The organism is Allobosea sp. UC22_33 (assembly GCF_042700715.1).
In the GTDB taxonomy this organism is placed as follows: domain Bacteria; phylum Pseudomonadota; class Alphaproteobacteria; order Rhizobiales; family Beijerinckiaceae; genus Allobosea.
In genome coordinates this window covers 1,151,210-1,167,232 of the sequence record NZ_CP170556.1, presented here as the reverse complement: position 1 = coordinate 1,167,232, position 16,023 = coordinate 1,151,210, and the positions used below count along the sequence as shown (strand labels likewise).

At 68.1% G+C, this 16,023-nt stretch carries 11 protein-coding genes; 3 read left to right on the top strand and 8 right to left on the bottom strand.

Annotation, left to right across the window (positions count from 1 at the left end; translation table 11 throughout):
* Positions 1 to 69 precede the first annotated feature (69 nt).
* Entirely contained in the window at positions 70 to 6,279 is a 6,210-nt protein-coding gene (locus tag ACFJGT_RS05465; protein WP_377846660.1) for a hypothetical protein, read from the top strand.
* An 87-nt stretch (positions 6,280 to 6,366) separates the two neighbouring features.
* Here ACFJGT_RS05465 and ACFJGT_RS05460 read toward each other — a convergent pair whose 3' ends face one another.
* From ACFJGT_RS05460 to ACFJGT_RS05440, 5 genes are all read right to left on the bottom strand, one after another.
* The gene (locus ACFJGT_RS05460) at positions 6,367 to 7,080 is read right to left on the bottom strand and encodes a DNA helicase (protein WP_377846658.1); all 714 of its coding nucleotides are present in this window, start codon (positions 7,078 to 7,080) and stop codon (positions 6,367 to 6,369) included.
* 194 nt (positions 7,081 to 7,274) lie between these two features.
* Positions 7,275 to 7,874, bottom strand: a complete 600-nt coding sequence (locus ACFJGT_RS05455; protein ID WP_377846656.1) for an ABC-type transport auxiliary lipoprotein family protein — start codon at positions 7,872 to 7,874, stop codon at positions 7,275 to 7,277.
* Between the two features lie 4 nt (positions 7,875 to 7,878).
* Entirely contained in the window at positions 7,879 to 9,021 is a 1,143-nt protein-coding gene (locus tag ACFJGT_RS05450; RefSeq protein ID WP_377846653.1) for an MlaD family protein, read from the bottom strand.
* 3 nt (positions 9,022 to 9,024) lie between these two features.
* Positions 9,025 to 9,855, bottom strand: a complete 831-nt coding sequence (locus ACFJGT_RS05445; RefSeq protein ID WP_377846651.1) for an ABC transporter ATP-binding protein — start codon at positions 9,853 to 9,855, stop codon at positions 9,025 to 9,027.
* A gap of 2 nt (positions 9,856 to 9,857) precedes the next feature.
* Positions 9,858 to 11,003: an ABC transporter permease gene (locus ACFJGT_RS05440; protein ID WP_377846649.1), complete on the bottom strand. Its 1,146-nt coding sequence runs from the start codon at positions 11,001 to 11,003 to the stop codon at positions 9,858 to 9,860.
* A 312-nt stretch (positions 11,004 to 11,315) separates the two neighbouring features.
* Here ACFJGT_RS05440 and ACFJGT_RS05435 point away from each other — a divergent pair, with 312 nt between their 5' ends.
* The gene (locus tag ACFJGT_RS05435; RefSeq protein ID WP_377846647.1) at positions 11,316 to 12,173 is read left to right on the top strand and encodes a hypothetical protein; all 858 of its coding nucleotides are present in this window, start codon (positions 11,316 to 11,318) and stop codon (positions 12,171 to 12,173) included.
* An 18-nt stretch (positions 12,174 to 12,191) separates the two neighbouring features.
* Here the strand turns inward: ACFJGT_RS05435 and ACFJGT_RS05430 are convergent, their stop codons facing one another.
* From ACFJGT_RS05430 to ACFJGT_RS05420, 3 genes are all read right to left on the bottom strand, one after another.
* Positions 12,192 to 13,004: an ABC transporter permease gene (locus tag ACFJGT_RS05430; protein WP_377848929.1), complete on the bottom strand. Its 813-nt coding sequence runs from the start codon at positions 13,002 to 13,004 to the stop codon at positions 12,192 to 12,194.
* Positions 13,005 to 13,063: 59 nt separating this feature from the next.
* Positions 13,064 to 13,831 carry an ABC transporter ATP-binding protein gene (locus ACFJGT_RS05425; protein WP_377848928.1) on the bottom strand — a complete coding sequence of 256 codons (768 nt, stop codon included), beginning with the start codon at positions 13,829 to 13,831 and terminating at the stop codon, positions 13,064 to 13,066.
* 212 nt (positions 13,832 to 14,043) lie between these two features.
* On the bottom strand, positions 14,044 to 15,075 hold the full coding sequence (locus ACFJGT_RS05420) for an ABC transporter substrate-binding protein (protein ID WP_377846645.1): 1,032 nt from the start codon (positions 15,073 to 15,075) through the stop codon (positions 14,044 to 14,046).
* 147 nt (positions 15,076 to 15,222) lie between these two features.
* Between ACFJGT_RS05420 and ACFJGT_RS05415 the strand changes: the two genes are divergently transcribed.
* Complete coding sequence (locus tag ACFJGT_RS05415) at positions 15,223 to 16,023, top strand: creatininase family protein (protein WP_377846643.1); 801 nt, start codon at positions 15,223 to 15,225, stop codon at positions 16,021 to 16,023.

Sequence of the window (16,023 nt, the reverse complement as noted above, 5' to 3'; positions counted from 1 at the left end):
CAGAGGCGGCATGGGGCGACGGATGTCACCGTACGCGCCCATCGTCAGTAGCGTGGCGAGGCGGCAACGATGAATCGACCCAAGAAGCTCCAGGACCCCACTGAAGCTGCGATGTCGGCGATCGAAGAGGCGCTTCGCCTTGACCAGCCCAAGGACGGTGTTGATACGCCGGTCGAGACCGAGCCCCGGCTGCCCACGACCAGCGAGAACGACCTGAAGCTCGAAATGCCGCGCGTCGAGCCGGCTCCGGCGTCGCCTCCGCCGGCCTCGGTTGCTCCGGCGCAGCCACCCGCACCCCCGCGCGCCGCGATCGCGCCCGATACCAGCCGCGTCGCCAATGACGACCGCCGGGATTCGAGCTCCCTCGTCCAGGCCTTCGCCGTGCGCCCGTCCAGCAGGCCCTACTGGTTCGCAGCGCTGGCCTCGCTCGCCTGGCTCGGCGGCGCCGCCTTCGTCCTGCTCGGCCGCTACGGCTCGTTCAGCAACGGCCTGCCCGAGCCCGTCGCCAGCTTCGGCATCGGCGAATGGACCCTGCTCGCGCTCTCGATCGGCGCGCCGGTCGTGTTCTTCTTCGTCCTGGCGGCGCTCTATCGCCGCACCCAGGAAATGCGCCTGATCTCGCGCGCCATGACCGAGGTCGCGCTGCGTCTCGCCGAGCCCGAGGTTGCCGGCGCCGATTCCGTGCTGTCGCTGAGCCAGACAATCCGCCGCGAAGTCGCCGCAATGGGCGACGGCATCGAGCGCGCCGTGGCGCGTGCCGGCGAGCTGGAGACCATCGTGCGCGGCGAGATCTCGACGCTCGAGCGCGCCTATGCCGATAACGAGATCCGCCTGCGCTCGCTGATCGACGAGTTGGTCACGCAGCGCGAGGCCGTGGTCGGCAATGCCGAGCGCGTCAAGCTCGCCATCAGCGGTGCTCATGACGGGCTCGCTAAGGACCTCGACAGCGCCAGCCGCGCCATCGCCGAGGCCGTCTCGCAGGCCGGCGATCGCGTCACCGGCTCGCTCGGCGCCAAGGGCGACCAGATCACGCAGGCGCTCGGCCGCGCCGGCGAGAAGATGATCGAGGAGATCAGCGGCCGCAGCCACGACCTCGTCGAGCGCCTGCAGATCACCTCCGGCGAAGTTTCCGAGCGCCTGGCCGGCGCCAGCGGCAACCTGTCGGACATGCTCGACGGCCGCGCCAAGGAGATCGCGAGTTCGCTGGAGCGCACCGGCGCGGTCCTCACCGAGGGCCTGACCACCGGCGCCCAGGACGTCACCCGCGCCATCAGCGAGACCGGCAACCAGGTCGCCGAGACGCTGACCGGCCGCGTCGAGACCGTCAACGAACTGCTCAAGAACACCGGCGAGACCCTCGCACGCGACATCTCGGCGCGCGGCACGGAAGCGGCCGAACGCTTCGAAGCCAGCAGCCGCAACATGGTCGCGCTGATCGAGAGCCAGAGCGAGGCCCTGCAGGCCCGTCTGGCGGAATCCGGCGAAGCGCTGCGCAGCGCCCTCTCCGACGAAGGCGAGAGCGTCACGACGCGCCTCGCCGAGGTCGGTCGCGGCGTCAACAGCCTGCTCAACCGCCAGAACGAAGCCATCGCCAGCCGCCTCACCGAAGTCGGCGAGAGCGTTCACGGCCTGATCGGCACGCATGGCGATACGCTGGTCAGCCGCCTCAACGAGACCGCCCGCACCGTCGACGACGTGCTGCGCGAGCGCAGCGAGGCGATCATCCTGCGCGTCAACGACGCCAGCCAGTCCCTCAGCGAGTCGGTCGCACAGCACGGCGACACCCTCACTGGCCGCATCACGGATGTCGCGGGCCAGGTGAACGGGCTCTTCACCGAGCACGGCAGCCAACTCGTCGACCGCCTCAACGAAACCGGCCAGACCGTCCACACCCTGCTCGACCAGCAGGCCGAGAAGCTGGTCAGCCGCGTCTCAAGCGCCGGCAACGAGCTCGCAGATCTGGTCGGCCAGCAGAGCGACGGCGTCGTCAACCGCGTCTCGCAGGCCGGCAGCGAACTCGCGCGCGTGCTGTCGGAGCACAGCGAAGCCGCAGTCGCCAGCGTTTCCGATGCCGGGCGCAACCTCGCCAGCCTGATGGGCGAACAGGGCGACGCCACGGTCGCGCGCGTTTCGAACGCCGGCGCCGATGTCGCAAAGCTCCTGTCGGAGCGCAGCGAGGCGCTGGTCGCCAGCGTCTCGGGCGCCGTCAACACCGTCGAGACCCGCCTGCGCGACGAAAGCGAACTGCTCGTCAGCCGCCTGACCCAGGCCGGCCAGGAGGTCGGCGTCATCGTCGGCAACGAGAGCGAACGCCTGATCACCGGCCTCTCCGAGACCGGGATGCGCGTCAGCGCCCTGCTCGAGGAGCAGGCCGGCGCGATGACCGTGAAGGTTTCGCAGGCCGGGCTCGAGATCAAGGACCTGCTCGGCAACGAGAGCCAGGCGCTGGCGAGCCGCGTCGCCGATGTCGGCCGCTCGGTGCACGGCATCCTGGCGGAGCGCTCGAACGCGCTGATCACCCGCCTCGCCGAGACCGGCGCCAATATCGACCAGCAGCTCGACGAGCGCGGCGCGACGCTTGCCGCCCACGTCACCGGCAGCATCGAGGCGGCGAAGAACGCTCTCGAACAGCAGCAGACCGGCTTCCTCGCCAGCGTCAGCGACACGGCCGAGAAGGTCGGCGCCCTGCTCGGCGAACAGCGCGAGACCATGGTGCGCGACCTCGTCAGCACCGGCCGCGAGGTCCATACCCTGCTCGGCGAGCAGAGCGAGGATCTGGCGCGCCGCATGACCGAGGCAACCCGGACCCTCACCGAGACGATCAATGTCGACGGCCGCCATGTCGCCGACCGCGTCTCCGAAGCGACGCAAGGCCTGCGCGACACCTTCACCGTCCATGCCGAGGAGGCGCGCACCATGCTCGCCGGCACCGGCCGCGAGATCGTGCTGGCGCTGACCCAGCAGGGCGGGCGCGTGAACGAGGCGCTCTCGGCCAATGCCGAGTCGATGCTGCGCTCGGTCGAAGGCCGCGCACAGGCGCTGAACGAGGCGCTGGCGCTGCGCCACGACGCGCTGACCAAGCTCTTCGACGAGCGCGGGCACGAGATCGAGGCCGCGCTCGGCGGACGTCTCGCGGCGTTCTCGACGCTGTTCGATACCCAGGGCCGCGATGTCGAGAACGCGCTCGCCGCGCGTCTCGGCGCATTCGAGGACTTGATCGTCAACCAGGGCGGCGTCCTGACCGCCAAGATCTCCGGCGACGCGCAGCAGCTCACGGCCGCGCTCCACTCCGGTATCGCGCAGGTCGAGAAGCTGATCTCCGAGGATAGCGTCATGCTGGCCGACAAGGCCGGCTCCCGCGCGCTGGAGGCGGCCGAGCTCCTCGCCAGCCGCACCCGCGAGGCGGCGGACGCGATGGAAAGCCAGATCAAGCTGTTCGAGGATCGCTCGGGCGCCAAGAGCGCCGAGATCGCCGGCACGCTCGACAGCCTGATCGCGCGCATCGACGGCAGCCTCGGCTCGCGCGCCACCGCCCTCAACGAGGCGCTGGTCGAGCGCACGGTGGATATCGCCCGCGTGCTCGCCGAAGGTGGGCGCGAGGTCACCAAGGCGCTCGCGGCCAAGGCCGACGAGATCGGCGAGGTCGTCACCTCCAAGAGCGAATCGCTCACCCGGACGCTCAGCGACAAGGCCGACACGATCAACGCGACGCTGGGCGGCCGCGCCCTCCAGATCGCCGACACGCTCGACCAGAGCGTGGCGCGCTTCGAGGAGCGCGTCGTCGGCCGGCTCGACACCGTCTCGCACACGCTGGACACGCGCGGCGACGAGATCGCCGCCACGCTGCAAGGCCGTTCCGAAGCCATCGCCTCGGTGCTCGCCGAGCGGGCGCAGGAGCTGCGCGCCCTGTTCGACAATGAGGGCGGCGGCATGATCTCGGCGCTCGCCGGCCAGAGCGAAGCCATCGCGGCGGCGCTCACCGAGCGGGCCGAGCAGTTGCGCACCCTGTTCGACGATCGCGGGCTCGGCATCGTCGCCGCGCTCGGCCGTCGCGGCGACGCCATCTCGGGCGCGCTCGACCAGCGCGCCGAGCAGCTGCGCGCGATCTTCGAGGGCCAGGGCGCCGGCATCGTCACGGCGCTGGAACGCCAGGGCACGGCGATCACCAATTCGCTGGACGAGCGGACCGACGCCATGCGCGCCGCCTTCGACGCCAAGGGCCACGGCCTCGTCGAATTGCTCGGCCGCCAGGGCGAGACGATCACCCAGTCGCTCGATGAGCGCGTGGAGACTTTGCGCGGCGTCTTCGAGGCCAAGGGCAGCGGCCTCGTCGCGGCTCTCGGCGAGCAGGGCGCGACCTTCACCCAGGCGGTCGACGAGCGTGTCGAGGCCCTGCGTGCCGTGTTCGACGCCAAGGGCAACGGTGCCGTCGAGGCCCTGAACGAACGCGGCGAAGCGCTCGCCAACGAGTTCGCCTCGGTCGGCGAGACCGTGGTGCGGGCGCTCGAAAGCCGCGGCAACGCCATCGTCGCCGGCCTGCGCGACCGCGGCGCGGCCATCGCCAACGCGGTCGAGGCCTCGTCCAATGCGCTCCGCGAGACGCTCGAATCCGGCTCGCGCCAGTCGATCGACGCGCTGGTCGGCACCAACGAGCAGCTCCGCGAAGAGCTCGGCGGCATGCTGGGACGCCTCGGCGAAGCCAACAAGCTGATGCAGCAGATCGTCAACGGCGCGAACAAGAACCTCGCCGCCGTCGAGAACAGCCTGTCGACCCGCGTCGGCGAATTGCAGACCGTGATCGGCACCGTGATGGCAGAGGCCGGCTCGGCCTCGCAGCAGGTCACGGCGCAGATCGCCGAGCTGAAGAGCTTCTCGGAAGGCACGCTGCGCGAGACCGCGGCACTGATCGGCCAGCTCGACGATCGCGGCACCTCGCTCAATGAGGCGACCCAGGCCAGCAGCGCGGCGCTCAGCGCCGTCGCCGGTCGGCTGGAGCAGATCGAGAATCGCGTCGGCAAGGCTTTGATCGAGCGTCGCGAGGCGCTGGAGCAATTGCACGGCCTCATCACCAATCGCACCGACGACGTCGAAGCGATCACCCGCTCCTTCGCCTCGCTGATCGACGACTCGCTCAGCACGGCCGAGTCGCGGGCCCGCCAGATCGGCACCGTCCTGTCCGACTCGGCGGAATCGACGACCAATGCGATCGCCCAGCAGTTCGAGGCGATCCGCTCGGCCACCGGCCAGGAGCGCGAGCGCACGGCGGAAGCCCTGCGCGCGGCCTATGCCCAGGTGTCCACGGAGATCGGCGGCGAGATCACCAAGGTGACCGAGCGCTTCCAGAAGGCGGCGCAGGACATGCGCGGCATCACCGGCGACATCCAGCGCGAGCTGGAAGCGACTCGCGCCGAGCTGAAGCGCGGCGTGCTCGAACTGCCGGCGGAAGCGCAGGAATCGACCTCGGCCATGCGCCGGGTCGTGGCAGAGCAGATCAAGGCGCTGAACGACCTCACCGAGATCGTGACGCGGGCGGGCCGCCGCGGTGACGTCTCGCTGCCGATCGATCATGCCGCCAGCAGGCGCCCGGTCGCGGCTGCGGCTGTGGCCGCCGCCGTCGCCGCCCCCGCCCCGGTAGCCCCAGTGCGCCCCGCCCAGGCCTTTACGCCTGCGCCGCAGCCCACGCCTGCCGCGGAAGAGCCGCTGCTGCGGCCGTCCATCGACGCTGCGGCAAGCGAGCCCGAGCAGCCTGCCGCGCCGCGCCCGGCCGTCCGGATCGAAACCGCGACCACGCCGACCCGCCCGGCTTCCGTGCAGGAAGCGCCGCGCCGCCAGCCGGAGCCTGCTCCGCAGCCGGCCAAGGCCGGCTGGCTCTCTGACCTGCTGACCCGCGCCTCGCGCGAGGACAAGCAGCCGGAGCCGAGCAAGCCGACGACGCATTCGATCGAGAAGCTCGATTCGCTCTCCGTCGACATCGCGCGGATGATCGACCATGACGCCGCCGTCGAATTGTGGGACCGCTACAAGCGCGGCGAGCGCAACGTCTTCACCCGCCGGCTCTACACGCTGCAGGGCCAGCAGACCTTCGACGAGATGCGCCGCAAGTACCGCCGCGACGCCGAGTTCAAGGATACGGTCGACCGCTATATCGACGAGTTCGAGCGCCTGCTCGGCGAAGCCGCCAAGGACGACCGCGACTCGATGGTGGCCAAGACCTACCTGACCTCGGAGACCGGCAAGGTCTACACGATGCTGGCCCATGCCAGCGGGCGCTTCGAGTAAGCTCTGCACTCAATCGAAACGAGAAAGGCCGCCCAAGAGGGCGGCCTTTTGCTTTTCAGGCGGCCGTGGAGGGGTCTTACGCCCCGCTTAAGCCGCCGCCCGGAAGCGCGCCTCGCCCCGATTCACGAAACAGGTCTTGTCGAACAGGGAGAGGTCGAGCGGATTGGGCAAGCGCACATCCGCGATCTCGGGGAACGGCCTGCTCGCCCCTTCATAGGAACGGTCGACCTGCGAGAGGAAGACGAGGATCAGCCCCCTCTCCCGCGCGAACGCCTTCAACATGCTCACCTGAAGCGCCAGTTCCGGCGTGTCGCGGCGCTGGTCGAGCAGTTGCAGATAATCGATGACCGCGACGGTGCCGCGCGGGGCGTCCGCCAGCCGTGCCACGATGTAGTCGGCGCTGATCGCATCGGAGCAGTCGCAGTCGAACAGGCCGGCGAACGCGGCCGGCTCGATATTGATCGCATGCAGCCGGGAGAGCACGTCAGCCGGCGTGTATTCGAGCGTGAGGAAGACGCCCTGGCGCCCGGCCCGCATGGCTTCGGCCAGCAGGGCGAGGCTCGCCAGCGTCTTGCCCTGCCCCGGCCGCCCGGCCATCAACACGAGATCACCCGGTTCCAGCAGCGGCCAGAGCGCACGCACCGATGCCATTCCCGGCTGCTTCGCGACGAGCAGGCTCCAGCTGCGATAGCCCTCCTCAGTCGCGATGCGGTCGAGGGCGGTGTGGAGCGGGATGCGCTCCGCCCGGCTCAAGAGCCGCGCTTTACGCTTCAGTCGATGGATCGGGGCCGACAAAGTCATGACGTGAACCTCCTATCGCGGGCAGCTGGCGCAATCCCTCCTCATGCGTGATGCCCGGACAGTCGGTCGGTTCGTCGGAAATGCCCTGCACGATCATGCTTCCCCGGCTGGAGGGGGGAGGCTCGGGCCGAGCCGGAATCAGATTTTAGCGCAGCTGCAGGCGGAAGGGAATCGTCCGCTTTCGATAGACGCGTTCAGCGCGCCCAGCGCACGATATCGACCAGCACCTGCGACAGCGCCCGGTCGAGCGCCTGGGCCGCACCCGGTCCGTCGACTGCGCCGGCCGGCACGCGGGCCGCGAACAAGCGCGCCCTCTGGATCTGGCCGGTCCGGTCGCCGACGATCCGCGCGGTGATCTCGACCACGGCCGTCCCCGCCGCGGCATCGATGTTGAAGCTGCGGATATTGGTGTTGAGCTGAACGTCAGGAGAGATGCGCTGGCCGGGCCCCGAGACCGAGCCGACCCGGCCGGCGTTCTCGAAGGTCTGAATCAGGCGGGCCTGCACCAGCGCCGGAACCCGGTCCGCCCATTGCGCGCCGCCGACGAAGGAGAGCGCGCCGCTCGAATCCCGGACGATGACGCGGTCGGAATCGAGCGCCTGGACCGCCGTCGGCTCGGCCACGACCATGATGGCACGCGAGCCGCCAACCTTGCCGAACCCGCCCGGTGCCGAGAGATCGAAAGTGGTCGGCGTCGCCCCGCCGCCGCAGCCGGCGAGCAGCGCGGCTACAGCCAGAACCGGAAGGAAGCGGCGAGCCCGGCGGGCCGGAGGAAGCAGAACCTCGGTCGTCATGGGGCTAGCGGGATCCGTTGTACTGGGGAAGCGGCGGCTTGCCGCCGAAAATGAACTGCTGCGGGTTGCGTTCGAAATTCCGCAAGGTGCGGTTAAGTTCCGTCAGGGTCCTCTTGCCGTCCGAGGCGAGCGACTCGACATCGCGCAACCCCGGTCCGGTGAAGCGGCTGATCCCGGCGGTGATCTCGGCCGTGCGCTTGTCGAGATTGTCGGCGAGCGTGCGGATCGACTTGGCAGCGTCGGCGACCTCCTGGAAAGCGCTGCGGCCATCGGGGCCCGAGCCGGATTCGAGGAAGCCCTTTGCTGCCGTCAGCACGCCCTCGATCTGGTCGGCCGCCTTGTCGAGCTTGGCTGAGATCGAGGCTGCGTCCTTGACCACCTTGGCAACTTCCGTGCTGGAGCCGCCAAGCGCGCCGGTGAACTTGTCGACATTGTCGACGATGCTGGCGATCCGGTTGCGATCGACCGAGCGCACCACGGCCGTCAACTCCTCGCTGAGCGATTGCAGCTTCTGCGAGAGCGGCTGGATTGTCTCGGCAATGCTGCCGAAGCTGGCCATCAGCTTGTCGACGCCGTCGGCGTTGTTGCCGAGCGCCTGCGAGAACTTCTCGACATTCCGGACGGTGTTGTTGATCGGCGTGGCGTTCTGCTTGATCAGCCCGTCGAGCGACGTAAGCATGCCATCGGCCTTCTGCGCGACGTTGCGCACGGTCTCGATGATATCCTGCAATTCAGAACGCTCGGCGATGATCGTCGGCATCGGCTCGCCGGGCTTGGCTCTGAGCATCGGGGCGGCGGGGTCACCGCCGATGAGCTGCAGCGCGACCACGCCGGCCAGCCCCTGCGCCTCGATGCGTGCCCGCGTGTCGTCGCGCACAGGCGTGGTGTTGGCGACCTGGATCACGGCGTAGATGCGGCGCGGATCGTCCGGCTGGAGCTCGATACTGGTGACCTCGCCGACGCGCAGGCCGTTGAACAGGACGCTCGATCCCCGCCCAAGCCCGGTCACCGTGCCGGTGAAGATGACGCGGATGCTTTCCTTGCTCCCGGACCCACCGCTGTTGAACCAGTAGACAAAGCCGAAGGCCGCCGCGAGGACTGCGAGCGTGAAAAGACCGACGAGTGCGTAATTGGCGCGCGATTCCATCGTCTAGCTGCTTTGTCCCTGCTCTCCCGCCGGCAGCCTGGCCATGGCGCGCTCCCCGCCGAAATAGGCCTTCAACCATGGATGGTCGGACGCCAGCATCGTCGCCAGCGGGCCGACCGCGATCACCTTCTTGTCCGCCAGAGCGGCGATTCGGTCACAGGCATGATACAGGCTGTCGAGATCGTGGGTTACCATGAAGACGGTCAGACCCAGAGTCTGCTTCAGGGTGATGATCAGATCGTCGAATTCGGCGGCGCCGATCGGGTCCAGGCCCGATGTCGGCTCGTCCAGGAAGACGATCTCGGGATCGAGCGCGAGCGCCCGCGCCAGGGCCGCACGCTTGATCATGCCGCCAGAGAGCTCGGACGGCGCCTTGTCGGCGGCATCGCGCGGCAGGCCGACGAGATCGAGCTTCACCATCGCCAGTTCGTCGAGCAGGTCGGGCGAGAGTTGGAGATACTCGCGCATCGGCACCTGGATGTTCTGCTTGACGGTCAGCGCCGAGAACAGCGCGCCCTGCTGGAACATCACGCCGAAGCGCCGCTCGAGCACGCGGCGCTGCTGCTGGTTGAGGTCATCGACATCCTCGCCGAAGACCTCGATCGTCCCGCGCCGTTTGCGGACGAGGCCTAGGATCGTGCGGGTCAGCACCGACTTGCCCTGGCCGGAGCCGCCGACGAAGCCGAGGATCTCGCCGCGCAGCACGTCGAGATCGAGCCCGTCCATGATCACCTTGTCGCCGAAGGCGACCTTCAGGTCGCGGACGCGGATGACGGCTTCGGGCTCGCCGGGCGCTTGCGTGTGGTGAGGGGGGGACGTGTCCTGCCGCGTCATCGTCAGAACTCGATCGAGGCGAAGAACATGGCGAAGAGCCCGTCGACGACGATGACCATGAAGATCGCCTTCACCACCGATGCCGTGACCTGCCGGCCGAGCGATTCCGCCGAGCCCTTGACCGCGAGCCCCTCGATCGAGGCGATCAGGCCGATGACGAAGGCCATGAACGGCGCCTTGATCAGGCCCACCGCGAAATGCTTCCAGGTGATGACCGATTGCAGCCGGGCGAGGAAGGTGTCGACGCCGATGCCGCCATAGAGCCAGGAGACGAGCCCGGCGCCGACAAGGCCTGCCATGGCCGAGATGAAGGTCAGGATCGGCAGCGAGATGATCAGCGCAAGGATGCGCGGCACGATCAGTACCTCGATCGGATCGAGGCCCATGACGCGCAGCGCATCGATCTCCTCGCGCATCTTCATCGAGCCGATCTCGGCAGTGAAGGCCGAGCCCGAGCGGCCGGCGATCATGATCGAGGTCAGCAGCACCGCGAGCTCGCGCAGGATCAGGATGCCGGTCAGGTTCACCACGAAGGCGGAGGCGCCGAACTGCTGCAACTGGAAGATGCCCTGCTGCGCGACGATGCAGCCGACCAGGAATGAGATCAGCATGATGATCGGCGCGCCGTTGAAGGCGATCAGCTCGATCTGGTTGACCAGCGACGGCCCCCGGAATCTGCGCGGGCCGAGCACGACACTGATCGAGCCGACCACGACCTCGCCGAGGAACATGGCGCCGCCGACCATGTCGCGGCCGAAGCGCACGACGCCCTCGCCGATATCGACGAGGATGTCGACTGCACCGACATGCCGGTGCGGCTTCGGGGAATCGTCGTCATGGACCCGGACCTCGGCAAGAAGAATGCCGTGCTCGGGCCTGCTGCTGACAAGCTCGACCGCCGCGCCGTCCCTCTCCTGCCGTGCCTTCAGGCGGTTGAGAACATAGGCGCCAAGAGTATCGAGCCGCGTCACCTCCGACAGGTCGATGCGTGCTTCGGGTGTCTCGTTCAGGCGTTCGGCGATCTCGCCGATCAGTTCTTCGATACGCGGGGCGCAGTCGGCGCTCCACGAGCCCGCCAGCGCCACCGCGAGCGTGCCCGCATCATCGCGGAATGTCGCCTGCGGTTCGGCGGTATCGAGACTCGCCATATCGCCGTGAGGTCCTCATCCCCTGGCCGGAACGGCCTTAAGCCTTGCGTACGACCGCGCATTGCCGGTCGCACCAGCTTCCACCCCCGGCCCTGTATTGCCGTCGCGCGCGAGCTTGGCAAGCTTGGGGCAATCCCTTGCTCTCCACCGCGTCGCCAACCCCGCGAAAGGCCCGAGAACGACGGCCTCCCGGGCCATCTGTTCCAATTCGGGGCGAAGACAGCAATTCCTTAAGAAATCGCGAGGCAGGCTCGAAACGTAACGTAACGACCGCCCTGCTGATTCGGCCGGTCCTTCGAAGGCAGATTCGTCATGGGCGACGCACGCTCGCTGACACCATTGAGCCAGGCCGATTACGAGGCGATCGAAGCCGCGGTCATGGAGACGGCACGCGGCCGCTGGTTCATGGTCGAGTATGCCAAGCGCAACCGCCAGGCGGACACGCTGCAACTGCTCGGCGCCATCCAGCGGATCGAGCGGGTCGTCGGGCTTGGCGTGCAGGAGACCAGCCGTGAAACCAACCTGATCGAGGCCGCCGCGCTGATCAGCGACCTGCGCACCGATCTCGAACGCATCAGCGGCAAGGCCGAAGCCCGCTCGTCCGGGCTTGCCGCCCAGATCGAGAAGGCCGCCGGCTCCGTGCTCGCGGCGACCGAGAGTATCCAGGAGGCCGCCTGGGGCCTGCGCGAGACCGGCGCGGATACCGAAGCCTGCGATACGCTCGACCGCCGCGCCGCCGAAATCTCGACGGCGATCGGCGTTGTCGACAGCGTGGTCCAGCGCATCGACAAGATCGCCGACACCATCGCGATGCTGGATTCGAGCCTGCGGGCCTTCGGCGAGGTTTCGCGCGAGAGCAGCGTGAGCTTCGCTGCCATGGCGGCGGACAGCGAGGCGATGGTCGTGCCGGCTCCCTCGGCAGCGCCGCGCCTCTACGACGATCTCGACATCGCGACCGACGGTCACGAACCGGTCCCGCTGGAGCGACAGGACCCCGCGGTTTCCGAAGCGCGCTTCGCCACCGTCCATTTGCTCGACGACGACATCATGTTCAGCGAGTCCGACAGCGCACACCCCGCACCTGCCCGCCAGGCCGTCAGTTCCTCGGAACTGGCGCTGCGCGAGATCGACGCGCTGCCTGCCGAGCGCAAGCTCGCCTATTTCGTCTAGGCTCCCCGCCCCGACCGCTCAGTTCTCGCGGCGGATGGCGCTTTCGTGCCAGCGGTGCAGCAGCAGGTACGAGATCAGGCTCGTCGCCAGGAAGATCGCTATCCCCGACAGCGAGATCATTACCAGCGCCGCGAAGACGCGCGGGATCTTGAGCTGGTAGCCCGCTTCCAGAATGCGATAGGCCAGCCCCGAGGCGCTGCCGCCGGTGCCCGCGACGAATTCGGCCACCACCGCGCCGATCAGGGCGAGCCCGCCCGAAATCTTCAAGCCCGCCAGGAAATAGGGCAAGGCCGCCGGCAGCTTGAGATAGCGCATCGTCTGCCAGCGCGAGGCGCCGTAGAGCTCGAACAGGTTGACGAGGTTATGGTCGGCCGAGTTCAGCCCGAGGATCGTGTTCGACAGGATCGGGAAGAAGGCGACGATCCAGGCGCAGATCAGCAGCGACAGGTCGATATCGTTGGCCCAGATGATGATCAGCGGCGCGATGGCGACGATCGGCGTGACCTGCAGGATGACCGCATAGGGCAGCAGCGCCATCTCCAGCCATTTCGACTGGCTGAACAGCACGGCAAGCGTGACGCCGACGACGACAGCAGCCGCCAGCGCCATGAAGGTGATTTTCAGCGTCACCCAGAGCGAGCCCGAGAGCGTGCCCCAGTCCGCAACCAGCGTCTGCGCGACGAGGATCGGCCCCGGCAGTACGTAATGCGGGATCTCGTTCCAGCGGACAGCAAATTCCCAGAGTGCCAGCACGGCCACTCCGATCACCAGCGGCGCAAGGATGCGCGGCCAGATGCTGGCCGGCAGGCCGAGGATGCGGGCCTCCGCCATCGCGACGGGCAGCGCCTGCGCATCGGTGCCATCGGAGCGAAGCGTTTCGACGGGCGCGCTCATCGGCCGATCGCCTCCTTCAGCGTGGTGGAGGCGACGCGGCAGAGATGGGCGTATTCGCCGGAGGTCCGGAACAGCTCGTCGCGGGGATAGGCGGCATCGACCGAGAGATCGGCCATGACACGGCCGGGCCGGGCCGCCATCACCACGATGCGCTGCGAGAGATAGACCGACTCGAAGACCGAATGGGTGACGAAGACCGCGGTGAAGCGCTCGCGCTCCCACAGCGCCAGGAGGTCGTCGTTGAGGCGGTGCCGGGTGATCTCGTCGAGCGCCGCGAAGGGCTCGTCCATCAGCAGGATCTTCGGCCGCATCACCAGCGCGCGGGCGATCGAGACGCGCATCTTCATGCCGCCGGAAAGCTCGCGCGGATAGGATGTCTCGAAGCCCTTGAGGCCGACCAGCGCCAGCATCTCGGCGGCACGCGCCTCTGCCTCGGCCCGCGCCACGCCCTTGAGCTTCAGCGGCAGCATGACGTTGGCGAGCGCATTGGCCCAGGGCATCAGCGTCGGGTCCTGGAAGACGAAGCCGAGATCGCGCGCGCCATGGCCGGCGCTGCCCTGCGCGGCGCCGGTCTCGCCCGGCCAGGTGATCGTGCCGGAGCTCGGCGCGCCGAGCCCAGCGATCATCCGCAGCAAGGTCGATTTCCCGCAGCCGGAGGGGCCGAGCAGGCTGATGAACTGCCCTGCCCCCAGTTCGAGATCGACGTCGCGCACGGCGAGCGTGCCGTTGGCGAAGCGCTTCGAGACCTGCCGGATCGCCACCAGCGGGGTGCCGGCGCTTTGGTTGCCCGGGGGTGTGCTTAGAGAGGCCGTGTCCAAAGCCTGATGATCCGATCTCGATACCAATACCACCGCGTCATCCCGGGCGACCGAAGGGAGACCCGGGATCCATGCCGGAGCGGTTCAGGCATGGATCCCGGATCGGCGCCGCTGACGCGGCTTGTCCGGGATGACCTGCTGTTTCGCAGGAGCCTGAATCAGCCCTTGCCGATGCCCTTGTTGACGAAGTCGAGGCTGTAGGCCTTCTTCACGTCGACGCCGGCCGGAACGACGCCCGCCTCGCTCATCGTCTTGTAGAAGCTCGCCCAGCGCGCGTCGGTCATCGCGCCGATGCCGAGCGTCTTGGCGTCGCCGGAGACGACGATGCCGCGCTCGTTCATCACCTTGAGCGCGTAGTCGATCTTCTCCTGATCCATGTCGGGATTGTCCTTCAGGATCTGGGCATTGGCGGCAGCATTCCCGGGGCCGCCCTTCATGTATTCTGCCCAGCCTTCCAGCGTCGCGTCGGTGAAGCGCTGCACGACGTCCTTCTTCTCCTGCGCCATCTTCCGGGAGAGCGTGATCGTGGTGTTGTAGTTCTCGAAGCCGGCATCGGCGAGGAGATGCACCACCGGGTCGACGCCGGCCTTGCGAATGACGAAGGGCTCGGAAGACAGGAAACCCTGCTGCGTCAGCTTCTTGTCGGCCAGGAACGGCGCCATGTTGAAGGTATAGGGGCGGATCTGCTCGTCCTGGTAGCCGAACTTGAGCTTCAGGAAGGGCCAGAAGCCGACGCGGGCCTGCGCCGCGATCAGGATCGGCTTGCCCTTGAGATCGGCGAGCGTGTCGTTGCCCTGGCCGGGATGCGAGATCAGGACCTGCGGATCCTTCTGGAAGATCGAGGCGATGCAGAGGAAGGGCAGGTTCTCATGCGCAAAGCTGAGCGCCTCCAGCGAGTTGCCCATGATCATGTCGACGCGGCCGCCGAGCAGGAGCTGCGTCGGGTTCTGCTGCGGGCCGCCGGGGCGGATCTCCACGTCGAGGCCGTATTTCTTGTAGATGCCGTTGGTCGCGGCGAGATAGAAGCCGCCATGCTCGGTCTGGGCGCGCCAGTTCGTCTGGTAGCTGACCTTGTCGAGCGTCTGCGCGTTGACGCGCACGCCCGGCACCGGGATCAGCAAGGAGGCTGTGGAGCCGCCGATCAGCCCGAGCGCGGCACGCCGGTTCACGCGATATTTCATCGTCGTCATCTCGCTCTCTCCCCTCATCCTGCAGCCGGGCAGCCACTGGCCCGTCTCCTTATCCCATGCGATAGGACGGCGGGACAATGCAACGCCGCATCGCCGGGTTTCTGCACAGAAACAAGGCGATGACATCGGCTCCTGACAGGCCTGATCATGACCGCACGTTTCTGGGGCGACCTGAAGAGCTCCGACTTCGCCGGGCTTTCGCCCGATCGCACCGTGGCGGTGCTGCCGCTGGCGGCGATCGAACAGCACGGCCCGCATCTGCCGGTCTCTGTCGACACCACCGTGATGAACGGGATGCTGGCCGAGGCGATGCCGCTGGTACCGTCCGATCTCGACGTGCTCGTCCTGCCGACGCAGGCCGTCTGCAAGTCGAACGAGCACCTGCATTCGCCGGGCACCGTCACGATCGGCTGGGAGAGCGCCATCCGCTCCTGGCTGGAGATCGGCGAGAGCGTGAAACGGGCCGGCCTGCGCAAGCTCGTGCTGGTCACCTCGCATGGCGGCAATGTCGACCCGATGAAGATCGTCGCGCGGGAGCTGCGCGTCGGCCATGGCATGCTCGCCGTCTGCACGGCGTGGTCGTCCTTCGGCCTGCCTGAGGGGCTTTATGGCGAGCTGGATGTTCGTCACGGCATTCATGCCGGCGATGCCGAGACCTCGCTGATGCTGCATTTCCGGCCCGATCTCGTCGACATGAGCAAGGCCGCGCTGTTCAAGCCGCACACGGTGACGATGGCCGAGGAAGGCTACACCCATCTGCGTCCGACCGGTCCGCATGCCTTCGCCTGGATGGCGCAGGACGTGAACCGTGCCGGTGCGGCCGGCGATGCCACTCTCGCCACGGCGGCGAAGGGCAAGGCGACGGCCGCATTGCAGGTGAAGGGCTTCGTCGCCCTCATGGCCGATGTCGCGCGGATGCCGCTCGATACGCTCTACAAGGCGGGTTGA

Bases quoted from the DNA above. Each gene is read 5' to 3' on its own strand.
- ACFJGT_RS05465 (WP_377846660.1), top strand. From the start codon at position 70: ATGAATCGACCCAAGAAGCTCCAGGACCCCACTGAAGCTGCGATGTCG.
- ACFJGT_RS05460 (WP_377846658.1), bottom strand. From the start codon at position 7,080: ATGACTTTGTCGGCCCCGATCCATCGACTGAAGCGTAAAGCGCGGCTC.
- ACFJGT_RS05455 (WP_377846656.1), bottom strand. From the start codon at position 7,874: ATGACGACCGAGGTTCTGCTTCCTCCGGCCCGCCGGGCTCGCCGCTTC.
- ACFJGT_RS05450 (WP_377846653.1), bottom strand. From the start codon at position 9,021: ATGGAATCGCGCGCCAATTACGCACTCGTCGGTCTTTTCACGCTCGCA.
- ACFJGT_RS05445 (WP_377846651.1), bottom strand. From the start codon at position 9,855: ATGACGCGGCAGGACACGTCCCCCCCTCACCACACGCAAGCGCCCGGC.
- ACFJGT_RS05440 (WP_377846649.1), bottom strand. From the start codon at position 11,003: ATGGCGAGTCTCGATACCGCCGAACCGCAGGCGACATTCCGCGATGAT.
- ACFJGT_RS05435 (WP_377846647.1), top strand. From the start codon at position 11,316: ATGGGCGACGCACGCTCGCTGACACCATTGAGCCAGGCCGATTACGAG.
- ACFJGT_RS05430 (WP_377848929.1), bottom strand. From the start codon at position 13,004: ATGGCGGAGGCCCGCATCCTCGGCCTGCCGGCCAGCATCTGGCCGCGC.
- ACFJGT_RS05420 (WP_377846645.1), bottom strand. From the start codon at position 15,075: ATGACGACGATGAAATATCGCGTGAACCGGCGTGCCGCGCTCGGGCTG.
- ACFJGT_RS05415 (WP_377846643.1), top strand. From the start codon at position 15,223: ATGACCGCACGTTTCTGGGGCGACCTGAAGAGCTCCGACTTCGCCGGG.